Below are 25,991 nucleotides of genomic sequence, written 5' to 3' on the forward strand. Positions count from 1 at the left end.
ATTACAACTCCTGAACCGTTGCTTTATATCCGAAACCCCATACGGTGTTAATGACGAGCGTAGAGTGATATTCAGCTAACTTTTTACGAATCCGTTTGACCAGATCATCCACGACTCTCACATCACCTATAAAATCATAGCTCCACACCTGCTGAATCAGATGTTCCCTGCCAAAAGGTCTTTCCAGATGATTCGCAAGAAACAGCAACAGATCGAATTCACGTGAGGTTAAATTCAGCTCTTGTCCGTCCACTGTGACTTTACGAAAGTCAGCAAAAATACACAGATTGCCCGCATGGCATAGATCTGCGTTTTCTGCCGCTTGCCTATCGTCCGATGCAGACATTCCGGCCTTGCTCAGTCTCAGCATCGCTTTGACCCTTCCTACCAATTCCCTTGGATTAAAAGGCTTGGTCAAAAAATCGCTGCAGCCCAGCTCCAGCCCGTGAATACGGTCGTTTTCTTCTCCACGGGCAGAGATCATAATGATCGGCATTTCCGTAAACTCACGAAGCTGAGTCAGTAGAGAAAGCCCATCAATGCCAGGCATCATAATATCAAGAACGAGACAATCCGGACGGTTCGTACGGATATGCTCTACCAGTGTTTTACCGCTGGAAAAGGAAGTCACCTCGTAGGATTCTTTTTTCAAATATTCAGATATTAATTGCAGAATGAACACATCGTCATCCACTACTACTATTTTTGTCATGGCCTTAACCCCTTGCCGTTGTTCTGGATGCTTCCATCCTCTCTTTAAGCTTAACAGAAGCCTAGCAGAATAGACAAAAGACGGGTATACCGTTCCCGGTCCCGTCTTTCTTATCATGAATCGCTGCTGTATATGCCAGGTGAGCTGAGTGCTAACTACGCATCAAACTTATTTCTTGGTTGTTACTACTTTGGCTGCTGTTTTTGGAGTTGTTTTTGCTGGGACTGCTTTTTTAACTGGAGTTTTGTGGGTCACTTTTTTAGCTACGACATGATGTGTACGAGTTTTATGAGATGTTGCTTTGTGTTTAACAACATTATGTTTTTTGGCATGATGTTTAACTGTACGGTGCTGCCCCTTCACTGCTTTTGTTTTGTGGCTTGCCACTTTTTTCGCAACGGATTTTTTGGCAGGGGCTTTCTTCGCTTTGGTTGTTGTTTTATGAGCTGTTACAGCTTTTTTAACCGGTGTTTTTACCACAGGTGTTTTCGTCACAGGTGCTTTTGCCGGTGTTTTGGTAGCTGGTGTCATAACCGCAGGAGCTTTGGTTACTGGTGCAGTGCTCGCTGGAGTCGTTGTTGCTGTAGCGGCGAATGCGCTGCTTGCTCCTCCCAGTACACTTACTACGGTCAATACGGCTGCTGCATTTTTAGTCCATTTTTTCATGATTGAATCACCTCTCCTTTAAAGTATCTTTAGCTTATCAGGAGAATTCGGCATAATTGTGGAGCAAATGTGTGAAAAGTATATGAAAAAGCGTGCAGCTCTGTATTTAGAAAATACATGAGTCTGCACGCTATGAGTTTTACAATAACCGTCTTCACTAGCCAATGGCGATCCAGGAAATAATACCGTAGTTATGCGCGGTTTCGTTCCACTTGGTTACGACGATCACTGCTCCATTCGGCGTCTGAGATTTCAGCGTCGCATGAAAGAGAGGGTGGTTCGTCATCGCTACTAATGTGTAGTCCGGGTTTACAAAAGGCTCCCCGAATACAATGGTCACTTCCGTCTCTCCTTCACTGCCTTTCAAAAGAAACGGCGCTCTGCCGAACTGCTGCAATGCGGGCTGATTCGCACACGTACGAACCGGAGTGATGCTCAAATGCTCCGGCTTCACTGCGTTCAGCTCCAACTCACGTGAGCCTACAGTGCCTTCCACCAGATGATGGCCTTCAATGCTCTGCTCTGCCACATGATGGCTTTGTACCGCAGCGGCCTGCAGATGCTCTGCTCCCACAGCTCCCGGGCTCAGCACCTCGCTGTCGACGGCCTGAGCTTGCAGATGGTTTCGAGATATACTGTTTGCCTGAAGTCTGTCGCCACTGATACCTTCCTCTGGCAAAAGTCCCGAGAGATGAATATCTGTGGACAGCTGAGCCCGTGTCACTGAGCCCGCTTTTAGGTGATGCGAATCAATAACTTCCTCTCCAATGTGGTGGCTCTCAATAGCCTCCTCAGCCACATGACGGGACTGTACCGTTCCATCTGCCAGCTTGCTGGATGTTACCGCTCCTTCTTGTATAGCATCCTCAACCACCGCCTGCCAGCCTACATGCTGTGGTTGAATAGCCCCTGCTTGCAGATGCTCCGACTGGACTGAATCCAGCGCGATATGCCTGGACTGCACCACGCCTTCTGCCAGTGCGGACCCTTGGATCGCCCCCTCGGCCAAATGCTGAGCGTGTACGGCATGCTCCGTTAAATGCACGGAGTTTATGCTGGCTTCTGCCAAATTCGAAGCACGCACCGCCCGAAGTGCAAGCTTCTCAGCGTTCACGCTGCCTGCCTGGAGCGCGTGAACCGATATACTCCCCGGCGCAATATGCCGAGTCATCACTGCCGAAGCCTGCAAATGATCAGAGGTGACCGATTCAGGAGCCAGGTGGCTCGACTGGACGGCCTCTTCTGCCAAATGATTGGCTTGCACCGCTTCGTCTGTAATGTGCCACGGCTGGACCGAATGAGGAGATATTTTAGCGGCAGTTACGCCATCATCCGCTAGTTTGTCGGACGTAACGGACTCATTCTGCAAAGCATCGGTCGATATTGCTTGTGAGGCGATATGCACACCTTGAATAGTTCCAAGGTGCAGATGGTGCGGTTGAATAGACTCCGGTGCGATATGCACGGACTTCACCGCCCCCTCTGCCAGCGCTCTGTCCTGTACAACACCGGGTGCCAAATGCCGAGGGTGTACGGCATGCTCAGACAGCTGTGAAGGACCAACACTTCCTTCCGCGAGATTCGTCGCTTGCACCGAGCGTGCCGCCAGTTTTTCCGAGGTGATGCTTTCTGCTTGAAGCGCACGACCTGACACACTGTCCTGGGCCAGATGTCTCGCAAATACCGAGGAAGCCTGCAAATGATCAGAGGTGACGGATTCAGGAGCCAGATGGCTCGACTGGACGGCCTCTTCTGCCAAATGATTGGCTTGCACCGCTTCGTCTGTAATGTGCCATGGCTGGACTGAGTGAGCAGACAGCTTGGCGGCAGTCACGCCCTCATCCGCCAGTTTGTCGGACGTAACGGACTCATTCTGCAAAGCATCGGTCGGTATTGCTTGTGAGGCGATATGCACACCCTGAATGGTTCCCATTTGCAGATGATGCGACTGGACGGACTCCGGTGCGATATGCACGGATTTCACTGCCCCTTCTGCCAGCGCTCTGTCCTGTACTGCACCAGGTGCCAAATGCCGGGGGTGTACGGCATGCTCAGACAATTGTGAAGGGCCGACGCTTCCTTCCGCGAGATTCGTCGCTTGCACCGAGCGTGCCGCCAGCTTTTCCGAGGTGACGCTTTCTGCTTGTAACGCACGGCTAGACACACTATCCGGGGCCAGATGGCTCGCAAGTACCGCCGAAGACTGCAAGTGGGCTGAAGTGACAGATTCCGGTGACAGATGGCTCGACTGGATGGTCTCTTCTGCCAAATGATTGGCTTGCACTGCTTCGTCCGCAATGTGCCACGGTTGTACCGAGTGAGCCGACAGTTTGGCAGCAGTCACACCCTCATTCGCTAATTTATCAGACGTAACGGACTCATCCTGTAATACATCGGTCGATATCGACAGGGATGCTAGATGCTCGCTCTGAATAGTTCCAGGGTGCAGGTGATGCGGCTGGATGGATTCCGGGGCAATGTGTACTGACTTCACTGCCCCCTCAGCTAGCGCTGTATCCTGCACAGCGCCGACTGCCAAATGCTGAGTGTGTACCGACTGTGCAGATAAATGCGAAGGACCGACGCTGTCTTCCGCAAGATTCGTCCCTTGTACCGAGCGTGCTGCCAGCTTTTCCGAAGTGACGCTTTCCGCTTGTAGCGCAAGACCGGATACACTATCCGGCGCCATATGACTCGCAAGTATCACCGAAGACTGTAAGTGGGCTGAGGTGACAGATTCCGGCGCCAGATGACTTGATTGAACGGCCTCTTCTGCCAAATGATTAGCTTGCACTGCTTCATCTGTAATGTGCCACGGCTGTACCGAGTGAGCCGACAACTTAGTGGCAGTCACACCCTCATCGGCCAATTTATCAGATGTCACAGACTCATCCTGTAAAACATCAGTCGATATCGACTGAGATACCAGATGCTCGCCCTGAATGGTTCCAGGGTGCAAATGGTGTGATTGGATTGATTCTGGAGCGATATGCACGGATTTCACTGCTCCCTCTGCCAACGCTCTATCCTGTACCGCTCCGGCTACCAGATGCCGGCTGTGTACGGAATGTGCAGACAGATGTGACGGTCCGATGCTGCCTTCCGCAAGATTCGTCCCTTGTACCGAGCGCGCTGCCAGCTTTTCCGAGGTGACGCTTTCCGCCTGTAGTGCACGACCGGATACACTATCTGGCGCCAGATGACTCGTAAGCACTGAGGAAGCCTGCAAATGGCGAGAGGTAACGGATTCGGAAGCCAGATGGCTTGACTGGATGGATTCTGCTGCCAAATGATTTCCTTGCACTGCTTCGTCTGTAATGTGCCACGGCTGTACCGAGTTGACCGCCAGCTTGGCGGAAGTCACACCCTCATCCACCAATTTATCGGAGGTAACAGACGCATCCTGCAAAGCATCGGTCGATATGGCCTGGGATGCGATATGCTCGCCCTGAATGCTTCCTGTGTGCAGGTGATGTGGCTGGATTGACCCCGCGGTAATGTGTACCGACTTCACTGCTCCCTTTGCCAGCGTTGTATCCTGTACTGCGCCAGTTGCCAAATGCCGGGCGTGTACCGACTGTGCAGACAAATGTGACGGGCCGACGCTGTCTTCCGCAAGATTCGTTCCTTGCACCGAGTGGGCTGCCAGCTTTTCCGAGGTGACGCTTTCCGCTTGTAGCGCACGGCCGGACACACTATCCGGGGCCAGATGGCTCGTGAGCACTGACGAAGACTGCAAGTGGGCTGAAGTGACACTTTCCGGTGCCAGATGGTTCGACTGGATGGATTCTGCTGCCAAATGGTTTCCTTGCACTGCTTCGTCTGTAATGTGCCACGACTGTACGGAGTGGGCCGACAGCTTGGCGGCAGTCACGCCCTCATCTGCCAGTTTGTCAGATGTCACAGACTCATCTTGTAAAGCATCGGTCGAAATGGCCTGGGATGCAATATGCTCGCCCTGAATGCTTCCTGTGTGCAGATGGTGTGGTTGGATCGATTCCGGGGCAATGTGCACGGACTTCACCGCTCCCTCTGCCAGCACTCTATCCTGTACCGCTCCAGCTGCCAAATGCCGCGTGTGTACGGACTGCACAGATAGATGTGAAGGGCCGATACTGCCTTCTGCAAGGTTCATTCCTTGTACCGAGCGGGCTGCCAGCTTTTCCGAGGTTACACTTTCCGCTTGAAGTGCACGACCGGACACACTATCCGGAGCCAAATGTCTCGTTAGCACCGAGGAGGCCTGTAGGTGCACCGAGGTGATCGCTCCAGATGCCAGATGGGTCGAGTCCACAACCGCCACGGCCAAATGGTTGCTTTGTACAGCTTCATCCATAATATGCCCGGACTGCACTGCATGGGCTGACAACTTGGTAGAGGTTACACTTTCCTCTGATAGTTTGGCAGAGGTAACCGCTTCATCCTGTATGGCTTGAGTCGCTATAGCCTGCAATGCAATATGCTCTCCCTGAATGATCCCGCTTTGCAAATGCTCGGATTGGATGGATTCTGCTGCAAGATGCTCAGACTTCACAGCATTCTGGGCTAATATCGTGTCCTCTACTGATCCTGCGGACAAATGTCTAGTTTGTACGGCCTGTGCTGCCAAATGTCCGGGTCCCACGCTGTTTTCCGCCAGGTTGGAAGCCTGCACAGCCCTAGCCGCTAACTTCTCAGAAGTGACGCTTTCCGATTGAAGGGCATGGCCGGACACACTATCCGGGGCGAGATGTTTGGTTTGGATCGAAGCAGACTGCAAATGGTTAGAGGTGACCGATTCCGGAGCGAGATGATTCGCCTCCACTGCTTCAACAGCCAGATGGTTGCTCAGCACCGCTTTATCCGTAATATGCCATGGCTGCACAGAACGAGCAGACAGCTTGGAGGAAGTGACACTACCCTCAGCTAACTTAGGCGCAGTAATCGCCAAATCATTAATTTTATCCGTAGCCACACTTTCCGGCGATAGTTTCAGCGAAGTGACGGCATGGTCTTGCAAATGGTGGGAGTACACCGCTCCGTTTGCCAAATGCGCGGTTTGAACAGCGCCTTCACCTAGTATGTCTGCGGTAACGGACTGTTCTTGCAACGCCGCAGTTCCGACACTGTCTTCCCCAAGATGTTTGCTCTGTACAGAGCTCTGGGCCAAATGGGTCGAATCAACCGATTGAGCCTGTAACGCCTTTCCGCCCACACTGTTGTCGGCAAGGTGGTTTTCACGGATTACTCCCGTTGCAATGTGTACGTGGGTAATGACTTGCGACGCAATTTTATTTCCGGTTACCGCCCCTGTGCCAATTTTAGTTTCTATAACCGCCTCGTCAGCGATTTTGTCAGACTTAATAGCGCTCGAAGCGATGTGATTTTCCTTGATAGCCTGATTCGCCACATGGTAATCCAGAACTGCACCCTTCCCTATTTTCTCGCTTGTCACAGCCCCGGAATGCAAATGTTGCTCCGTAACCGCCTCTGGTGCAATATGATCTTTCCGAATAATTTCGGATTGAAGATGCACGGAAGAAACTGCCTCTGGAGAAATCTGAGGTCCTTGTATGGCTGCTGTTGCAATATGTCTGGTAAGTACTGCCTCATCGGCAATTTTGTGTGGGAGAATGCTCTGATCCGATATTTTGGATGAAGTGACGGATTGATCAACAATCTGCAATGAGCCTACAGACTGATCTGCCAGTTTATTGGATTGAATACTCCGATCCGCGATATGCCGGGCTGTTACTTGGCCCGTTCCAAGCTGCTCTTCCCCGATGGAGCCAGGACTGAGATGCTTTCTTTCAATCGCTCCTGCCTGAATGTGCGTACTGGTGACTGCCTCAGACTCCAGATGACGCCCGCTGACAACACCTTCCTCCAATTGTTCCCTGCCCACAATTCCGTCGGATAGCTGCTTGCGATTAATCGAACCCGGAGCTAGATGCCGGGCATGAACGGCATGCTCGGTCAGGTGTGCGCTCTCAATGCTGCCTGCCTGGATTTTAGTTCCATCCACAGCCCCATCCCGCAATTTGGAGGTGGTCACAGACTGATCGCCCAGCTTGGAGCTATCAACAGCTTCATTCGCCAAATTGTTCGATTGAATCGTACCGCTGCGAATTTTATCGGAGGTGACCGACTGATCTTGAAGCATATCTGAAGACACGATCCATTGCTTGAAATGACGGCTTTCAATCGAGCCATTGGCAATATGATCGCCGCTGATAATTTTATCCGCCAGCTTTTCTGGAGTGATGCTGCCATCACGAAGTTTTTCACCACTAATAGAGCGATCCTGCAATTTACTGCCTGCCACTGATGCGTCTGACAGATGCTCGACCGTAATGGAGTCGGGAGCAATCTTCGAAGCAGTCACAGCACCGTCAGCTATTTTAATTGTATGAACAGCATAATCTGCTAGAAATTCCGTTTGGATACTCTCTTGTTTCAGCTTGCTGGAATCTATGGAAGCGGGAGCGATCTTTTCACCTGTCACAGCGAAATCACTCAAATCGTCTGTATAGATGAAAGCATTGTTTACATGCGGAGCCTTCTTATTGTTCAAAATTTCTTCCACATCAATTGGATCAGGTTCTGGTTCCGGCTCTGGTTCTGGATCTGGATCTAGCTCTGGCTCTGGCAGTGGGGGTTCTTCCATCAAAGCTGGAGTCTCCTCTACATCTGCAACCTCAATTTCTTTCTCGTGCAGAGCCTCGACTTCAGGCTCGACAACTGTCTTTAGCTCCGACTCCTCTGTAGTTGGGGGAGGCGGAGAAGCAACTTGATGAAGTCTTGCTTCTGTCTCCCTCTCCGCAGGCAGTGGTTTTGAGCGTTGTATCATACTTAACTCATTCATATCCGGGTCAATTACACGATAGAGCGGCTTTTTGTTTCTGTTGGTTTTTCGGCTCTTGTTCTTCAAGCAGCTCTCTCCCTTCTCATGTTTATCGTTACAGCATCATATGCAGACCCTTAGGCACTTGCCACCCTGTACAGAGATTCACTTTTGGGTAAAAAGGATACCTACTGAAATCCACGTTTGAAAAAAAATTGTTAAAAGTTAAAATAGTAAGGGTGAAGATTGCTACAAGAAGAGAGGAACTACAATAACATGATTATCAAACCAAGAACACGTGGCTTTATCTGCACCACTGCTCATCCGGTGGGCTGTGCCCAACATGTTCAGGAGCAAATTGACTATGTACAGGCCCGTCCTGCTATCCTGGGACCTCGTAATGTGCTTGTGATCGGGGCATCGGCCGGATATGGGTTGGCTTCTCGAATTACGGCCGCTTTCGGTGCGCGTGCCAATACAATTGGCGTGTATCGTCCTAGCAATGCTACGGCCACACGTACAGCATCAGCAGGCTGGTACAATTCTGCTGCATTTGAAAAAGCTGCTCAGGAAGCTGGGCTTAAATCCTTAAGCGTGACAGGAGATGCCTTCTCGGATGAGGTCAAAGCCAAAACGGTGGAAGCCATTCGCGAAGAACTGGGACAAGTCGATCTGGTGGTTTACAGTGTTGCTTCAGGTCGCCGTACTAATCCCCGCACAGGCGAAACGTCTAATTCCGTGCTCAAACCTATTGGTGAGCCCTACACGAATAAGACCGTTAACTTTCACACCGGTGAAGTCAGCAGCGTGACGCTCGAACCCGCAACAGAAGAAGAGGTACAAGGAACTGTAGAGGTTATGGGCGGTGAGGACTGGAAATTGTGGATTGACGCCTTGCGTGCTGGCGGCGTACTCGCCGATACTGCAACGACCTTCTCTTTTTCGTACATCGGTTCAGATATTACACAAGCCATCTACAGAGAGGGCAGTATCGGAAGTGCAAAGGATCATCTGGAGGAGACAGCACGTCAGCTGAACGATCAGCTGAAAGTTACAGGCGGACGCGCCTTCGTCGCAGTCACCAAAGGACTCGTTACCCAATCAAGCTCCGCTATCCCTGTCGTTCCTCTGTATATTTCTGCTTTATATAAGGTAATGAAGGAAAAAGGGCTGCATGAAGGGTGCGTAGAACAGAGCTACCGCCTGTTTGCTGAGCGTCTGTACGCACCAGAAACTCCTGTAGATGAAGAAGGACGTATTCGCATTGATGATTGGGAACTGCGCGAAGACGTGCAGGCAGAGGTTGAGAAGATATGGGAGGCGCTGACGACCAACAATATCTACGAATTGTCAGATCTTGAAGGATATCGTCGCGAATTTTTCCAACTGTTCGGCTTTGAGTTCGAAGGTGTGGACTATGATGCTGATATTGATCCCATCATAAATATTCCTAACGTGCGCTAAGTCTTTTAGTGCTGCCCCTATGTTAGAAAAACAAAAAAAGCTGTTCTCCAGCAGAGAAACATTTCGTTCTGCATGGAGGACAGCTTTTGTTTTTAATTAAAAGGGACACTTATGTCCGCTTTGAACTGCAAATGATGCTAACATTGCAATTTTAAATTTCATTTGATATTGTACAGGTAGGCATAGCAAAATCCCTCTTCCTAACAAGAGGGTAAACACAGTTGGACAAGTCCTACCTTGACTGACCGTGATACTATTTGCTCAGCCCATCACATCCATATAAGGAGGTGCACAACATGGCAAAAGACGTTCTGTGTGAAGTCAACTCTTGTACGTACTGGGCCCAAGAGAATAAATGCAGCGCTAGCTCCATTTACATCGTAAGCAACAGACCAGAAGACACTCACAAGTCTGAAGAAACAGACTGCAAAACCTTCGAAGCCAAGTAAATCTTTGATTTCAAGCCTAGCTTTATAATGAAGGAGCCCATGCCCGGGTTCCTTCTTTCTTATGATATTCTAACAAGAATGATAATTATTATCAAGTCCTTTTTCGGTACAGAAAGGCGCTTTTCGCTTGTATACAATCATTTCTCTGCTACTTTATAAATCCACGCTGAAAAGGACACTGCTGTTCTCTCTAAAGACAAAAAAAAGAAGCGTCGCTCTGAACGATTCGCTTCTTGTGCTTGACCTTTTGTAATTGTTCCTGCTTGGTCGGCTTCATTCGTATGTGCTGTGAAATCTCGCCATAATGGTCATTTGTTTTGCGGCTCTGTGCCGCGCAATAGATTCCAGCGCGTTTTGCCTTGCTTAGCGCTTTTTGTGTTTGAGTACGTGCCATACGGCTTCACTCTCCTTCATTGGACTCCTTTTATCATAGCATCCAATAGTCAAATCGTGAATGGTTTGTCTGACTCAAGCATTCTTCAATTCATTAAATGTCTGAAAAAATATCCGGATCGCCACTGGAGGCCGCTACAATAAAAACAATAACTATAAAAATGATGATCAGTGTATAAATCAGTGTACCGATAATACTACATACCAGTCCAGCAATGGCCATACCTCTGCCTTGCTCGCCATGACGGTTAATTTCCTTCAGGGAAAGACTGGACAAAATAATACCCACAATTCCGATAATCAACCCGATATAGGGAATGACAACAGATAAAATCCCGAGCACCATCGAGGCAACAGCTTTACTATTGGTAGGTGGAACTACTGGGGGCGGGTTAAATGGGGCGTTATAATCGTTCGTCTCCTGAAAAGGATCGGAAGATCGAGGCTCCTTGTACAAATCACTCATCTGTTAAATTCAACTCCAATACGAAAAATAGCAATTATATAAGTTCTAGGGTACCACAATCTTACAAATCAGGACAGTACTTATTTCGAATTTTTAAATTAGAACGTTAAAAAGAAGAAACATAGCGATATTAGCACTTTTTGAGGTAACTGGGCATACAGTATTTTACCTGTTACAGATCAATTGTGCTCCATGAGAGCATCCTGCCAAGGAGGTCGGAGCTATGCTATATCGTGCAACATCCCACAGAAAGCGCTCGCCTCACAAACGTTTAAATGCAAACACACTTAGGATAATATCCACTGCCATGCTGCCATTTTACAAAGCTATAGCAACTCGCCGTGCGTTTGCAGTTCAATGGTCACGAGCTGTCGTTCAGGCGAATTTGGATCGGATGAAATCCCTTCTCTGCTCAGTAGCTCCATTTGCCGCCAAACAAGGCTTAGGCACGAATGGCATCGGCTACTTTATTTCCTTTTTAGCTCAGCCACCGATGCTCTATTATACGAATGGAACAACGATTCCACCGGGGACTGTGCAGTTTACATTTGAGCCGAGAGTTCATCGCGCCATCGCAAAAGCCGTTTTTCCGCTGTATCGCGAATTAGCACGTAATCCATGTTTTGCTTCTGCCTTAGCCAAAGCGATCAACAGACAAGACCAGCGTGCAGTTCATGTCATGATCCGTAGTTTGATTCCATCCTCTGCGCTGAAATCCGTACAAATTGAGGACGATGGCTTTGCATTGCTTTTTAAGTATTCCTTTAGTAAATACCCCTATCGCAATCTGCTCTTTCGAGAGTTCACTTAAAAAGGTTGCTACTAGCGTGCTTGCTTGAGTTCTCCAATGAGCTCTTTTCCCAGTTGTATGGCCATATCTGTCAGCACTCGGATTTCGTCCTTGGATGCATGGTCCAAATGTGTCCCGCAGCAAATGGCAAAATTGCCCGCAAACTCTTTTCGTAAGCGAACTGCAATTTCTTCGGTAATATAAAACTCCTTGTGATTTTGCAATTGCACAGTTTGAATCGGCTCGAGTCTGGCCCCTGCTGTAATCGTTCCCAAATGGGGCTGATCACCGCCAGAAATGAGTACAACGATATCTTCCCCCATAAAATAGGCATTCAGTACAAGACGGATACGGCCGCTTTCTTTTTGCAAATGAATCATATGATCCTCTCCTGCTAAAAAATATTGTTGTGAAACGATTCACTTTATGAGCATTATTCATTGTATCGCTTCCTGAACGGCTCGACAATTAAAAATGGCCCACAGCAGCCTCTGTATTCCATGGCTTGCTGTGGGCCTTCATTGATATTCTAAAACAAGCATTCCATTTCCTACTGGGTGTTAACGGATCGTGATCGTATGCACAGTCTTACCGCTTGCGCCGTCATTATCCGTCACCGTTAGCTCCACGGTATACGTTCCAGCTGTGGTGAATTTATGCTTCACCTTGGAACCAACTGCCGTATCGCCATCGCCAAAATTCCAGCTGTAGCTGACGATTTCACCGTCTACATCACGGGAAGCTTTGGCGTTAAATTGTACATTTTTGTTCTTCTTAGCGGATTCATTAGCCTGAATAATGGCTACTGGCTTTTCATTGGATGTAGGTGGATTCGGATCAGGGTTCTGTCCTCCACCATTGGTTACATACAATCTTCCCGGTGCCTCCGTCTCCACTTCATTTCCCGCTGCATCCCTTACCCGGATCACGATGACTCCGCCTTCCAGGTTCAGAGAAGATGAAGTGAAATAAGTACCTTCATAGTGGCCTGACGAAGTTTCATTTAATGGAATATCGTTGCGACCCAAAGTGGACAGGTTGAAAGGTAGCTCCACATGGAAGGACGCTTCCAAACCGGATGCACTGTCAAAGGATACTCGTACCGACTGTCCTGGAGTAATACGCACATCCTCAGCAGGACTAATGTTTTCAAGCTTCGGCAGAGCTGTATCGACATACACCGAGCGCGTAACAGTTGTTTCGTTTTCGGCAAGATCCTTGGCCGTCACTGTAATTTGATTTTCACCTTCGTTGATAAGCAACCGCTTGTTAAAGCTGCCGTCACTTCCAAATTCAGCGGGCTCACCATTAATCGTCAATTCGGTGAGGAACTCGTCATACACCGTACCGGTGACGCTCACGACACCCGCATTCGTACGGGCTCCTTCATCTGGCGAAGTCAGGATCAGACCCGGTTTAGTCTGGTCAAGTGTCACGACCACCGGTTCGGAACGATCCGTTATTTTGCCGTATACCGCTGCTTGGACACTTAGCGGATTAGCACCTGGTTGAAGATCAACCGACAAACTGAACTGGCGATCCTTCACCTTCGTTGTGCCAGCCAGCTCCTTACCGTTAAAGAGCTGAATATCGGCTCCTTCTGCCGGAGAAGTTCCTGTTACGGTAATCGTCTCTTCCTGCGTATAGGTAGCCTTCGTAGGAGTCATAATCGTTGGAGCATTCACCGGATATCTGACGATAGCCCGGATCATGTAGTTACCCTCCTCCTCAGGTGATTGGCTCCATGTGCCGCTTACACCTTGCCAACTTCGAAGCGCATTGGGACTGCTTTCATCTGTAGCAAGACCCGGCGACTGTGTGCCTACAGCAGACTGTGTATATACGATGTAGAAGTCACCTTGAACCGTCACCGGCTCTGGGAGCTGTACCGTCGTCCATTGTGTCTCATCCCGTACGGCAGTCCCGTCGAATGGACCAGCCAACAATCGTCCAGGTGCTCCTGCGGCACCGGAGGCGTCATAGACAGAATATTGGAATGCCGTTCCTCCCGGATTCGGGAAGGCAGAGTTCCAGAACAAAAGCGATGCTCCTGTCACTTGAGTCACTTCCGACTCAGGTGTCATTCTGACTGCCCATGAATTGCCTGCCGCGTTAAAGGCTCTAGCATTTTCTCCTGTCCCGTCATCGTAAGCAATGCCTCCTTGGAACCCGATAAAAGGTTTCAACATGACATTCGCTTCCACACTACCGTTCGGAGGAGCAGTAACGGATACACTGTCGCTATAATAATTTTCGGCTGCAATGGACAACGTGTATGTTCCTTCCAGCACGTCCAGCGTAAATTCTCCAGCCTCATTCGTTTCTACCGGAGCAATGCGTGCATCCTCCACCACCAACACTTTCGCTTTTTGGATCGGTTCACCGGATTGCTTGTCGGTAATGACCCCGTGAATCGTACCGTGAGGTATGGCCTGAAGACTAAAGTTTGCTCTGATGACTTTGTTATTCTCAATCGTGACTGCTTTCGTTTGAGGAACGTAACCGTAGGCTTCAGCCTTCAGCGTATAGTCGCCGGCTACATGGGTGAAGCTGTATTTGCCCGTGGTCGGATCCGTTTTTACCGAACGTCCGGTTTCCAATACCGTAACCGTAGCGCTGGCTGGAAGACTGTCGAGACCGACACGTCCACGTTCCACCGTTGTTTCTGCCGGCTTCACTTTCTCCTGGAATTCACTCTTTTCAGTACTTGTAATTTTGTACAGCGGGAACTGTTCTTCCGCTTTTTCCAGCTTGATATTCGACTCAGGTACGATGTCCTTAGTCACTGTCGTAGCTGGAATGCCAAGCACACGGAAATCGTCAATATACCAGCCGTTCTTGTTCACACTGTTATCCGATTTCAAACGGAAGCGAATTTGGATTTCATTGCCGGCGTAGCTATCCAGATTGTAATAAACTGGAGCCCACTTTTTCCCGTTCGTATTGTGAGAGAATTTGCCCAGCTCGCTCCACGTGTCACCATTGTTTTTGGACACTTCCACATAACCGTAATCATAGCCAGCCTCAATTTCAAACCAGTGATTGAAGGTCAGTGTTGCGTTGCGTACAGCTTGCAAATTAATTTTTGGTGAAACCAGCGAAAATTCAGCTCCGTTCTCATAATTGCTATCCAGATCGGTTGCCCACACATTGGGTCTGGACGCTGCGCTCTCTGGTCCTACTTCCTTGGGAATGCCGCGTTCCCACTCATCCTTAGTACCAGAATGAGTCCAGCCATTATCCGAGCTGCCGTCAAAATGATCGCTATACAGCGTATCCGGCACGTCTACTCTCAGAGAAGCCTCATTCGACTTGATTCCTTCATTACCACTATAATCCTCAGCCGCCACTGCATAATGATAGGTCGCTCCACCGACCGTGATGGTATCTGTGAGTGTCAGTGCTGAGGTTGTACCGATGGAAGTATAATTTTTGCCTGATTGGGTAGAACGATACACCTTATACTGCTTCACATCTTCATCGGAGGAAGCATTCCAGGCCAGTGTGACGTTGCCTACAGTATCTGCTTCAGCAGTCAAATTGCTCGGCGCAGCAGGTGCAACGGTGTCTGGCTCCTGAATCGACAGATCGTCAATATACCAGCCATCTTTCACAACCGTATTGTCACTAGTAAAGTTGAACAGGAGGTATACCTTTTGACCCGCGAATGCCCGCAAATCAAGATATTGTGTTTTCCAGCCGTTGCTGGCGCCGGTAAATGATAATACCTGCTCAAACGCATTCTGATTGTTTGTGGTTGCTACGTACACTTTGCCGAAATCAGAATTGTTTTCAAGATCGTACCAATGCTTGAAGCTAACCAGTGCCCCTTTTGAGCTCTCGGTCAGATCAATCGGAGGGGCCATAAAATAACTGTTGGAGTTGGTCTGATATTGGCCTTCGAGATTGGTCGCGATGACCTTTGTACCCGAATGTGCGCTTTTAGGGCCGCTTGTTGGAGTTCCCCATTTCCAAACACTGCCCTGTCCACCGATATTAATACCGGCAATGTCTTTTTCAAAGTCTTGTGTGTAGCCTGGTTTTACCCCTTTAGAGATTTTCACCTTATATACTTCAGTTTCAAATCCGTTATTACCGTAATCATTTACACGAATATAGTATTCCAGACCAGCGCTATCCACCAAAAAAGTCGGGATGGATGCTTGATATGTACCATCTTTGCTGTCGCCGGAGGTCCGTTCCAACGGAATATATACATAATTTGACGTACCCGCTGTTTTGGCAAATGCCTCAACGGCTGTCACGCCGACATCATCCGTTACATGAGCAGTCAGAGGTATATCAATACCCTCGAATGCCGCAGCGGGCGGTGTATGCTCGAGAACAGGTGCTTCCAGATCGTCGCCACCCGTTACAACTTTACCAGACACGGAGCCCAGACCCTGCATGACCGAACCGACCGCATCCAGCGCATTAATGACACCATGTCCGTAGCCATTGTTTGGCGAAGTAGGATATGTGCTGTCCGTGCGTGGTGTAGCTGTGTTCATCAAAATTTCCTCAAGCTGGTCTACGGTAAGAGAATGATTCGCCTGCAGCAACAGTGCTGCAAGACCCGCAACATGCGGACCTGCCATGGAAGTACCGTTATATCCACCTTTATAGGCGCCGCCAGCGACAGATGACCGGATATTCACACCCGGTGCGGAAACTTCTGGCTTCACTTCACCATAGGGTGAGGGTCCTAACAATGAGAAGCTGGCCAGATTATCATTGCTATCCGTGGCTCCAGTAGCGAAGGATTCCGGATAGTTCGCCGGATTGGCTACTGAGGCAGGTCCGCCCGGATTGGAAAGAGAGGTGTTACCTGCAGAGAATTCGGGGAAAATTTGAGCATCCCGCCATGCCTGAACCACAGGCCGGAACCATTCATCAAGACCCGGTCCGCCTCCCCACGAGTTGTTCACTACGTCTGGAGCAAGCTCGGGATGAAGATTTCCTTGGGCATCTTTTGGCGCAAGCAGCCATTGACCGCCATCCAGTATAATTGCATCCGTCGTTTCCGGATTAAAAATCCGAACCGCAATCCACTTCGCGCCAGGGGCAACGCCCACTCGGTTCGTTCCGTTTTCCTCAGAGCCGACCATGGTACCCATTGTATGTGTACCATGGGAATCGTCTTCCTGATCGACCGGAAGCGTTGCGTGACTATGCGGATCGTACCAGCTCAGCTCGGGATTCACGACATTGCCTGCCGCGTCCAGACCCCGCCATTTGCGATGAAGGGCCGGATGTGTATAATCTACACCTGTATCCAGATTGGCAACCACGATTCCGGTTCCGTCGATTCCTTTTTCCCACACTTGTGGTGCGTTAATATGGGATATGTTCCATTCCACCGTAGATGGGTCTACAGCGTTCTTACCTGCATTGCCAGGCTTAGCCGATGTTTTGCCATCGTCCTTCTCCAGCTCTACAGCTTTCTCTACCGATGCAGACTTCGCCGTTGCTGCTGTCGCTGTTGCAGCTGTTTCAGCCGTTTTGGCATTTGCTCCCTCTGCTTGCTTGTCAACTGTCACCTTTTGCAGATAACGCGTTTCATTCGGTAAGACTTTATCGACCTCAGGTAGTTTCGAAATATGATCCAGCACCTCCTTGGTGCTTGTTACAGCCAATGCATTGACAATAAAATAGCTTTTATATTCCTTCACTCCGCCGCTCTCTGATTGCTTGTCCAAGTAATTTTCAAGCCCATATTGGGTTCTCGAAGCGGTTTCACGCAGAGAGCTGATCACATGGCTGCGTGCAGCCATTTTGGCAGCGGAGGGTGTTATTTTCTCAAGTGAGGCCTTTTGGAGAGCATTTTTGGAAACCTTGTTGGTGTCTACCTGTTCTTTTAATTTGACCAGATAGGTAACATAGTTATTCTCCTCAAACTGTTTGGTCAGTTTCGGAGATACCTTCGCGGTCGTGACCTTGTGAGAGGCTGATTTCAGCTCCAGCTTGGAGCCATCCGGTGTGTTATTCGCCAAAGCAGGTTGAACAAAGGAAAAGGCCATTAGTAAAGATAGTCCGATAGATAGTGGTTTCTTGAATCGTTTAGGTTTAATCAATTATTTCTCCACTCCTTTTACTAGGTTTAATGTTTCTGAAATAACCTGTACAGAGTAAGACCTCATGCCTTGCACATCAAACACACGGGTTGCGCGACATGATGTGGTTGGCGACCACCTCCTTCATAGAATATAGTGAAACACAAAACTATTAGGCGATTCATAGATGGAAGTACTTCATAGGTGAGTTTAAAATCCAATAGAAAAGCGATAAAACTCTAGTAGATACCTAGGAGAAAGAGCAGGAGCAATTCGAAGAAAAAACATGTTATATCATTACATTTTATATTAAAAATTGATATAAAATCATATATTATGGATAGTATAAAGTTACCAAAACAGATATACAAGTCATTTTTTTGCATTTTTCTTGAAATTCTATGACTTTTATATTCTTTTATGTACGAAAACCCCTTTTTAGCGGCTACGTAATTAGTGCATTACACGGTTAGCAGGTGTATGCAATCTCTGTACGAGCCGCTCAAAGGGATTTTCGGAAGACTTTCTTAATCCTGTCTGATTATTTTTACTTAAGTACGGAGTTCACCGCAGCAAGCGCGTCGATCAGACCATATCCGTAACCATTGTTCGGTGAAGTCCGATACTGGCTGTCTGTCAGCGGAGTTGCTGTTTTTGAAATAACATCCTCCAGTTGGTCCACGGTCAAAGATGGTTTGGCCTGAAGCAGTAATGCTGCTAATCCGGCAGTATGCGGGCCTGCCATGGAGGTACCGTTCCATCCCCCCTCATACACTCCGCCCGGTACAGAAGAACGGATGTTTACACCAGGAGCCGAAATTTCAGGCTTCACTTCGCCATAAGGAGAAGGACCGCGCAGCGAGAAGCTGGCTAGCTTGTTGTTAACGTCCGTGGCTCCTGTCGCATAAGCCTCCGGCAGATTTGCCGGATTGGCTACAGACCCAGGTCCGCCCGGATTGGACAATGTTGTGTTGCCTGCGGAGAACTCAGGGAAAATCTGAGCCGCTCTCCACGCCTTGGTGACTGGACGATACCATTCATCCAGGCCAGGTCCGCCCCCCCAAGAGTTATTCACCACATCCGGTGCAAGCTCAGGGTGTTTTTTACCGTTTTTATCTACAGGAGCAAGAATCCATTGTCCACCGTCCAGTAAGATGGAGTCGGTGGTATCTGGATTGAATACTCGAACCGCAATCCATTTGGCGCCAGGAGCAACACCGATTTCATTCGTACCGTTGCTGTCCGAGCCAACGCTTGTACCCATCGTATGTGTACCATGTCCATTTGAATCAGTTGGCAGCGATGCTCCATCAACCGCATCATACCAGCTCAGTTCTGGATTCACGACCTGACCGGAAGCATTCAGACCACGCCATTTTCTTTTCAACGCCGGGTGAGTATATTCAACGCCTGTATCCAGATTGGCGACAACAATGCCTTTGCCGTCAATGCCTTTGGCCCAAACCTGTGGTGCTTTGATTTTAGAGATATTCCACTCGACACGGCTTGGCGTTACCGCATCCTTATATACGGATTCTTCCACCGATTTTTGCGCATTCTCTTCCGTCACAGCCGTATCTACAGCGGCCTGATCTGCAACCACTTGGTCAGCTGTAGATTCCTCAACCACAGGCTGGGCATCCTTATCTATTTCTACTTTTTGCAGTTCCCGCTTTTCATCCGGTAAAATTTTGTCGATCTCAGGAAGTGTGGCCAGATTATCCATGACCTCTTTGGTGCTGGTGACCGCAAAAGCGTTCACGATAAAGTAACTCTTGTACTTTTTGACGCTTCCGTTATTAACTTCTTTCTTTAAGTATTCTTCCACGGATTGTTGCGTTTTTTCTGCTGTATCCATGAGAGAGTTCACAACTGTTGTACGTACAGAAAGCTTAGCAGCAGCGGGTGAAATCTGCTCTGCAGAGGCCTTTTGGAAAGCATGCTTGGCAACGGACTCCGTATCCACCTGATCCTTCAATTTAACCAGATAGGTGACATACTCACTGGCACTGAATTGTTGGTTCAGCTTGGCTGAAACCTTGGCGGAAATGGTTGATCCTCCTGCTGAGGTGGTTGTGCTGGAATCCCCATATACCGGGGAAATTAGAGAAAAGGCAAGAAGAGCGGTAAAACTGACCGACAGCGTCTTTTTGATATTTTTCGACTTAATCAATACTTTCCATCTCCCTTTACTTGGTTTTTTAATTCTCAAGGACAACCTTCCGGACAGCTACGTCAAAAGCTCACAAAATAGCCTCTGGTACTCACCTCCTTTAAAAAATATAGATTCCGCCGGGGTGAAATCCATAGATCATCATTCTGAGGTGAACAACCCTTGGTGCAGACCGTAAAAAACGAGCATCGGGTAGAAACAGGTGGACAAGTTTGAAAATGATAAGTGAAAAAAATGAAGAGAAAGGTAGGATAAGAAATTTAGAAGTAATCGAGGAGGTTAATGTGCAAGTATTAAAATACAATTTAAAACAAAATAATGAAACATATGGTATCTTTTGAATCTAGTATAGTGTCATAAAATCAGATATTCAAGCATTTTTTTGAATTTTATTCCTTTTTTCCTTGAAGAAAAGAAAAATCTCTTCCATTTTCGAAGCAAATGCAAGTCTTCATTGTGCACTTGGTTTCGGAGATCAGAAGAGATTTTTCGACATTCAGCAAGAAACTTAAAAGAGTGTTATCTGCCGCTATTTACAGGTATGGGAACCGAGACGGCTCCATCTGGAAAGGATGATTTGGTTGGCTGCGGTCTGCGGCACAGACTCGTACATTCTCGGAAAGCCATTTGCCTGCATCCACAGCAATGATCCTGATTCACCAGTGCAAGAGCAGCCGTAAGGGCCTCTCCTGTGTGTTCAAAAAAATGCTTTTGTCCAATCATGTCGTAGCATCCAGTTTTCTGTAGTAATGCCAGCGGTTGAGGCTGGAGTCCGGAAACAAGCACTGTCCCGCCAGACTTCCGGTATTTCTGAATTAATGCAGTAAAGTTACCTTCTCCCGTCATATCCATAAAAGGAACCTTTCCCATACGTAACAACAAAATCCCTTGTAGGTGATCCGTCCGGCCTCCCACACCTGAGTTTTCCAATACCGAGGCTGCACCGAAAAATAGAGGGCCTTCCACATTGTAAATAGCCACTTGTGGACAATCATGCTGATCTGTAACCATATGCGCGCCTACTTTTTCATGTTTTACAGAAGGATCAGGAAGTACCTTGTCTACTGAAAGTGTACTGCTCATACGTTTAACAAACAATACAACCGCTAGAATCAGGCCTACCTCCACAGCCGTTGTCAGCGTCGTAAAAACCGTCAACAAAAAGGTGACAACCAGCACAATAGAATCCGCTGTCCGCGTTTTGAGAATGTGCGCAAAATGCTTGCGCTCACTCATATTCCACGCTACTACCATCAGCACCGGAGCCATACTGGCCAACGGAATGTTAGATGCGTAAGGTGCAAAAAGCACCAGAATGAGGAGCACCACGAACCCATGTACGATGCCTGACATAGGAGAAACAGCACCATTACGGATATTTGTGGCGGTGCGGGCAATTGCACCTGTCGCAGGAATACCGCCGAACAGCGGTGTCAGCAAATTAGCAATCCCTTGTCCAACCAGTTCACGATTGCTGCTATGCCGGGCTCCCGTCATACCGTCAGCTACCACCGCTGAAAGCAGAGATTCAATAGCTCCCAGCATTGCAATAACAAGTGCTGGCGGCAAGAGTTTCACGATCAAATCCCACGTCACCGCAGGAATATGTAGCTCAGGCAAAGATGCTGGAATTGCGCCATACGCAGAGCCAATCGTAGCCACCTGCCCTGGAAAAAGTAAAGCTGCCACCAGCGTTGACAAGAGTAGACCAACCAGTGATCCGGGTATCTTGGGCCATTTTTTAGGCACCAAAATAAGCGCGGCAAGACAGATACAAGCCGTCAGGATACTATACACATTCAGTGAAGGAAGTCGATGGATGAGCTCTGCCATGGAAGGCAGAAAAGTTTCATGCCTCTCTACCCCGCGCAAGCCGAGAAAGTTAGCAATCTGACCACTGAATATCGTCACGGCAATTCCGGCCGTAAAGCCAATCGTTACTGGCTTGGGAATAAACTTGATCAATGCCCCCAGCCTGAGTACACCCATTAAAATGAGCATAATGCCCGCCATAAAACCGGCTATGAGTAAGTTCTCATAACCGTATTGCATGACAATAGCTAGCAAAATCGGAATAAACGCGCCTGTAGGTCCTCCGATCTGGAATTTGGATCCTCCCAGCAGCGAAACCAAAATTCCCGCAACAATGGTCGTATACAGCCCATATTCCGGCTTTACTCCTGATGCAATGGCAAACGCCATACCGAGTGGAATCGCCACAATCGCTACAATACTTCCGGAAATGAGATCCTTTCGCAAAGCCCCTGCGTTATAGCCTTCGAACCTTCCTATCCACTTCATTCCTGTAACCCTTCTTTTCTGTAATAGCATTACTTCTCGTTACGTATACCTTCCAGCAACGAGATAGCTTCGACCAAATGATTGTCAAAAATCCGTCGCGCCACTGCAAGCAGCTCCGTCAAAAGCGGATCACGTAGTGAATACACAACCGATGTACCTTCCTTGAAGCTGTTCACCAAATTTTTGGCTCGTAAAACGGCCAATTGCTGCGATACGGCAGAACCTTCAGAACCGAGCGCAGTCTGCAGCTCGTTCACATTCCGTTCCCCTTCACTCAGCACCTCCAAAATGCGGATGCGCAGAGGGTGAGCCAATGCTTTGAAAAAGTCGGCCTTAAATTTCTGGAGATCTCCTTCCATGCCTGCTCCGTCCCCCTCACAGAATTGTCCTATAAACGATCAACAATATCTGAATATTTGAATATTTAGTACAATAACAGCTTCGGGCCAATTGAACTATGATGTTACTCACACTTCACCATGAGTAAAGTCACATTTTTCCACACTTCTACCTTTCAGGGGTTGACAGCTTCCACAGGTTTCCATTAACATAGCAATTAACTTTTAAGAAAAGGGGGCCGACAGACATGACTGTGCTTTACATGATAACGACAGACAGGCAGCATGATACAACCACATATTTGAGTTTTCGTCTCATCGGCCCCGTTCGGGCGACATGATGGGTGATATCACGCTGTCTGACGGCGTGATTAGCCGGGCTTTTTTATTTTTTTATGCTATTGGAAGAACAGGTTATTTTACGTATTTATGATGTGTTGATCATAAAATGTAATAACACTTTCGGTGCAAGAAGCCGTAGACGACAAGTCTGCGGCTTTTTTTTGTTTTTTAAATCTTTTTATGCAAGTATTTATGAATTTACTTGAAGAAGGGAACTACCCATTTATATGAATATACAACATACAACCGACTCGTCCTTGCATGAAGGACCATACAGCCATCTGATGAAGCTTCCGGCAGGTGATCTAACCGTCTATGCTTCTCAGCAACTTTTCTCCTCACTGGATTACAAAGTGTTCGAGATGGCTAATAACAATTTACAAATTCCAGGTATCCGCTATATGGGATACACACCAGATGTACATGTAGGCGTCGGAACCTGCATCGGTACGACTGCTGTATGGGGAATGGAGGATGGTTACGTATCTCCCTCCATCGTCGGCAGTGATATTGGCTGCGGCATGCGCGTACACCTGACCAATCTGCACAAGGATGCTTTGAAGGAAACCAAGCTGCGCCGTAAGCTGGTCAAAACCATCGACAAATATTTGCCCATGGAAGCCCACCAACGCGGGCATTATTCGGATATCCGACTGGAGCATATTGTACGCAAGGGTCTACACGGCTTACCCAACAAATATATTCCGGACAGCTACACTCCTAAGAAATCCACCTCACTCACCCATGTAGAGCACAGTAAGTTCTCCTTTGACGAGGAGGTGCTGAATCTTGTCGAAGACCGTACATGGCACCGGGCTCACCGACAGCTCGGCACACTGGGTGGAGGCAATCATTTCGTCGAAATTCAGGCGATTGAAATCGCGGAGGAAAACCGTGAAACAGCTGAAGCTTGGGGGATGTTCGACGGTCAGGTGGCTGTGATGATTCATTCTGGATCGCGGGCTTGGGGTGGAGCAGTCAGCCAGGCTAGTTCATCTGCCATTGCCAAGACGATGAGCCGTCTCGGACTCGGTACCTCTGACCCGAGACTGGTATTCGCACCGCTGGACCATCCCGAAGCTGCACATTATGTCGATATGATGTATTCGGCGCTGAATTATGCCGTGGTGAACCGACATCTCATCGCATACTCCGTGCGTGAAGCCTTTCGCGATGTCTTTGGTACAAAGTGCGAGTTGCGTACTTTGTACGATCTAATGCACAATTATGCTTGGGAGGAATCCCATCCGGATCACGGTAGTGTGTTTGTGCATCGTAAAGGTGCTACGCGTGCTCTTCCAGCAGGACACCCCGACAATCCGCGGCCTTATCAGGCGACAGGGCATCCGGCCCTGATTCCCGGCTCTATGGGAACAGCCTCTTATATTATGGTAGGCTTACCGGGCGGTCAGGATAACTTCCACTCCATTTGCCATGGAGCAGGCCGTATTCGTTCGCGTTCTGCGACCAAACGACTCGTCAGTGTGGACGATTTTGCAGGGGCCCTGGGTGTAGGGACAGACGACGAAATTGTGGTCAATCAGGCATCACTGGAAAGCATTATCGACGAATCTCCGCAAGCCTACAAAAATGTAGATGATATTATCGAAAGTGTCACCGGGGCAGGACTCGCAGTAGTTGTAGCCAAATGCAAGCCGCTAGCTGCCCTGAAAGGAGCCAAATAATTTGAGTATAGACATCCCAGCTATTTATGAATTTGATGAACGTACAGATGGACGCATTACCGGTTATGCCGCTTATGCCCGTCTGATCGACGGTATCAGTGAAGCACTCTATAACCGCTATGGCGTAAAATACGTGCTGTATGCCAGCGATGATCCCAATATTGAGTATTGGGATCTGCTGGAGGAGGATATTCGTTCAGGCAGTCCCGACCTGGAGCATGTGGCACGGGTCTTCGATCGTTTGGAGGAACGCACCATCCAGTATGACGATGACGGGCCGACTCCTGAATACGGCGTGCATCTGTCGATGCGTAATAATGTATTCGCCTATCCCAAGTGGGGCATCGCGCTGGCGCGAGTTCCCTTTTTCCGTGATAATGGCGTGTACAATGAAGATTACGTATTTGCGATAGGCGACCAGGAGCTGCAAGGCTTCCTCGCGGGAGTACGCGGTCGTGAACGTAAGCAGAATATGAAGCGTGTCACCGTGTTTACCGACACAAGCCGTGGACTTTCTCGGCAGGCAGAGCCGATAACCCGCGCAATTACGCGAGATGACGTGATTTTGAAAGCGGAAATCAAACGGGATATTTTCCGATCACTCGATCAGTTTTTTGAAGCGGATCGTACCTTCTATCAGACTTATAACATTCCTTACAAGCGCGGTATTCTACTATACGGCCATCCGGGCAACGGTAAAACAACACTTGTAAAATCAATTGCCAGCAGTGTACCGGGTCCGGCAGCCTACTGGCAAATTACGGAGTATACAACCAGTGAATCGGTCAAAGAGGTGTTCGAGGCGGCTACTCGCCTGGCTCCGATGGTGCTGGTCATTGAGGACATTGATTCCATGCCTCAGGAGGTGCGTTCTTTTTTCCTGAATACCCTCGACGGTGCTACATCCAAGGAGGGCATCTTCCTGATCGGAACGACCAATTATCCCGAAAAAATCGACCCGGGTCTGATGAACCGGGCAGGGCGTTTCGACCGGGCTTATGAAATCAGTTTGCCTGACGAAGCGCTGCGACTGGCATATCTCAAGTTGCGTAACTTCCTTGTTTTTGCAGGAGAAACGGGTACACAGAAGGCGGCAGCCATGACTGACGGGTTTTCGCTGGCACAGCTCGGAGAACTTTATGTCAGCACGGCTCTGGAGTGGCATGAGCAGGGAAAAGCCGATATTGAACTGATTATCAAAGGTATGCGAGGCGAGCTCGATAAGAGCCGTAAGCAGGACTGGCTAAAAAATGTGGCCGAAGGACGAGTCGGGTTCTTCTGATTTATCCTTTCATTGCCTTATCAAGAAATTTATGTTACGTTGATAAACAATAAA

Annotated in this window: 15 protein-coding genes; 5 read left to right on the plus strand and 10 right to left on the minus strand. The window is 48.6% G+C overall.

Features of this window, described 5'->3' with window-relative positions:
* Position 1: 1 nt before the first annotated feature.
* The 3 genes from ACYCS5_RS04400 to ACYCS5_RS04410 form a co-directional block, all read right to left on the minus strand.
* A complete protein-coding gene (locus tag ACYCS5_RS04400) occupies positions 2 to 712 on the minus strand; it encodes a response regulator transcription factor (protein ID WP_209949782.1) in 711 nt (236 codons plus the stop codon).
* Positions 713 to 880: 168 nt separating this feature from the next.
* Entirely contained in the window at positions 881 to 1,378 is a 498-nt protein-coding gene (locus tag ACYCS5_RS04405) for a hypothetical protein (protein ID WP_340932893.1), read from the minus strand.
* 157 nt (positions 1,379 to 1,535) lie between these two features.
* Positions 1,536 to 8,288: a WIAG-tail domain gene (locus ACYCS5_RS04410; RefSeq protein ID WP_459760879.1), complete on the minus strand. Its 6,753-nt coding sequence runs from the start codon at positions 8,286 to 8,288 to the stop codon at positions 1,536 to 1,538.
* Positions 8,289 to 8,477: 189 nt separating this feature from the next.
* On the opposite strand from ACYCS5_RS04410, the gene fabV reads away from it, so the two are divergent.
* Together fabV and ACYCS5_RS04420 are read left to right on the plus strand one after the other, a co-directional pair.
* Positions 8,478 to 9,665: an enoyl-ACP reductase FabV gene (gene fabV / locus ACYCS5_RS04415; RefSeq protein ID WP_459760880.1), complete on the plus strand. Its 1,188-nt coding sequence runs from the start codon at positions 8,478 to 8,480 to the stop codon at positions 9,663 to 9,665.
* A 296-nt stretch (positions 9,666 to 9,961) separates the two neighbouring features.
* Entirely contained in the window at positions 9,962 to 10,114 is a 153-nt protein-coding gene (locus tag ACYCS5_RS04420) for a DUF1540 domain-containing protein (RefSeq protein WP_013311427.1), read from the plus strand.
* 190 nt (positions 10,115 to 10,304) lie between these two features.
* Here the strand turns inward: ACYCS5_RS04420 and ACYCS5_RS04425 are convergent, their stop codons facing one another.
* Together ACYCS5_RS04425 and ACYCS5_RS04430 are read right to left on the minus strand one after the other, a co-directional pair.
* A complete protein-coding gene (locus tag ACYCS5_RS04425) occupies positions 10,305 to 10,508 on the minus strand; it encodes a hypothetical protein (RefSeq protein ID WP_049816899.1) in 204 nt (67 codons plus the stop codon).
* Between the two features lie 93 nt (positions 10,509 to 10,601).
* Complete coding sequence (locus tag ACYCS5_RS04430; protein WP_025720792.1) at positions 10,602 to 10,973, minus strand: DUF4190 domain-containing protein; 372 nt, start codon at positions 10,971 to 10,973, stop codon at positions 10,602 to 10,604.
* 223 nt (positions 10,974 to 11,196) lie between these two features.
* Here ACYCS5_RS04430 and ACYCS5_RS04435 point away from each other — a divergent pair, with 223 nt between their 5' ends.
* Positions 11,197 to 11,784, plus strand: a complete 588-nt coding sequence (locus ACYCS5_RS04435; RefSeq protein WP_029515643.1) for a hypothetical protein — start codon at positions 11,197 to 11,199, stop codon at positions 11,782 to 11,784.
* Between the two features lie 11 nt (positions 11,785 to 11,795).
* Here the strand turns inward: ACYCS5_RS04435 and lpdD are convergent, their stop codons facing one another.
* From lpdD to ACYCS5_RS04460, 5 genes are all read right to left on the minus strand, one after another.
* Complete coding sequence (gene lpdD, locus ACYCS5_RS04440) at positions 11,796 to 12,143, minus strand: prenylated flavin chaperone LpdD (protein ID WP_165149607.1); 348 nt, start codon at positions 12,141 to 12,143, stop codon at positions 11,796 to 11,798.
* A gap of 180 nt (positions 12,144 to 12,323) precedes the next feature.
* Positions 12,324 to 17,837, minus strand: coding sequence for a S8 family serine peptidase (locus ACYCS5_RS04445; protein WP_459760881.1), 5,514 nt, complete (start codon positions 17,835 to 17,837; stop codon positions 12,324 to 12,326).
* Between the two features lie 526 nt (positions 17,838 to 18,363).
* A complete protein-coding gene (locus tag ACYCS5_RS04450) occupies positions 18,364 to 19,989 on the minus strand; it encodes a S8 family serine peptidase (protein WP_459760882.1) in 1,626 nt (541 codons plus the stop codon).
* 519 nt (positions 19,990 to 20,508) lie between these two features.
* Positions 20,509 to 22,290, minus strand: a complete 1,782-nt coding sequence (locus ACYCS5_RS04455) for a SulP family inorganic anion transporter (RefSeq protein ID WP_029515646.1) — start codon at positions 22,288 to 22,290, stop codon at positions 20,509 to 20,511.
* 29 nt (positions 22,291 to 22,319) lie between these two features.
* Complete coding sequence (locus tag ACYCS5_RS04460; protein WP_013311437.1) at positions 22,320 to 22,649, minus strand: ArsR/SmtB family transcription factor; 330 nt, start codon at positions 22,647 to 22,649, stop codon at positions 22,320 to 22,322.
* Between the two features lie 548 nt (positions 22,650 to 23,197).
* Here ACYCS5_RS04460 and ACYCS5_RS04465 point away from each other — a divergent pair.
* Together ACYCS5_RS04465 and ACYCS5_RS04470 are read left to right on the plus strand one after the other, a co-directional pair.
* Entirely contained in the window at positions 23,198 to 24,655 is a 1,458-nt protein-coding gene (locus tag ACYCS5_RS04465; protein ID WP_341039815.1) for an RtcB family protein, read from the plus strand.
* Between the two features lies 1 nt (position 24,656).
* Positions 24,657 to 25,937, plus strand: a complete 1,281-nt coding sequence (locus tag ACYCS5_RS04470; protein WP_029515648.1) for an AAA family ATPase — start codon at positions 24,657 to 24,659, stop codon at positions 25,935 to 25,937.
* Positions 25,938 to 25,991: the final 54 nt, after the last annotated feature.

The organism is Paenibacillus sp. SEL3 (genome assembly GCF_054602585.1).

What these genes read in the sequence shown, in the direction of transcription:
- ACYCS5_RS04420 (WP_013311427.1), top strand. Translation starts at nt 9,962, where the DNA reads ATGGCAAAAGACGTTCTGTGTGAAGTCAACTCTTGTACGTACTGGGCC.
- ACYCS5_RS04435 (WP_029515643.1), top strand. Translation starts at nt 11,197, where the DNA reads ATGCTATATCGTGCAACATCCCACAGAAAGCGCTCGCCTCACAAACGT.
- lpdD (WP_165149607.1), bottom strand. Translation starts at nt 12,143, where the DNA reads ATGATTCATTTGCAAAAAGAAAGCGGCCGTATCCGTCTTGTACTGAAT.
- ACYCS5_RS04460 (WP_013311437.1), bottom strand. Translation starts at nt 22,649, where the DNA reads ATGGAAGGAGATCTCCAGAAATTTAAGGCCGACTTTTTCAAAGCATTG.
- ACYCS5_RS04400 (WP_209949782.1), bottom strand. Translation starts at nt 712, where the DNA reads ATGACAAAAATAGTAGTAGTGGATGACGATGTGTTCATTCTGCAATTA.
- ACYCS5_RS04455 (WP_029515646.1), bottom strand. Translation starts at nt 22,290, where the DNA reads ATGAAGTGGATAGGAAGGTTCGAAGGCTATAACGCAGGGGCTTTGCGA.
- ACYCS5_RS04465 (WP_341039815.1), top strand. Translation starts at nt 23,198, where the DNA reads ATGAATATACAACATACAACCGACTCGTCCTTGCATGAAGGACCATAC.
- ACYCS5_RS04405 (WP_340932893.1), bottom strand. Translation starts at nt 1,378, where the DNA reads ATGAAAAAATGGACTAAAAATGCAGCAGCCGTATTGACCGTAGTAAGT.
- fabV (WP_459760880.1), top strand. Translation starts at nt 8,478, where the DNA reads ATGATTATCAAACCAAGAACACGTGGCTTTATCTGCACCACTGCTCAT.
- ACYCS5_RS04425 (WP_049816899.1), bottom strand. Translation starts at nt 10,508, where the DNA reads ATGGCACGTACTCAAACACAAAAAGCGCTAAGCAAGGCAAAACGCGCT.
- ACYCS5_RS04430 (WP_025720792.1), bottom strand. Translation starts at nt 10,973, where the DNA reads ATGAGTGATTTGTACAAGGAGCCTCGATCTTCCGATCCTTTTCAGGAG.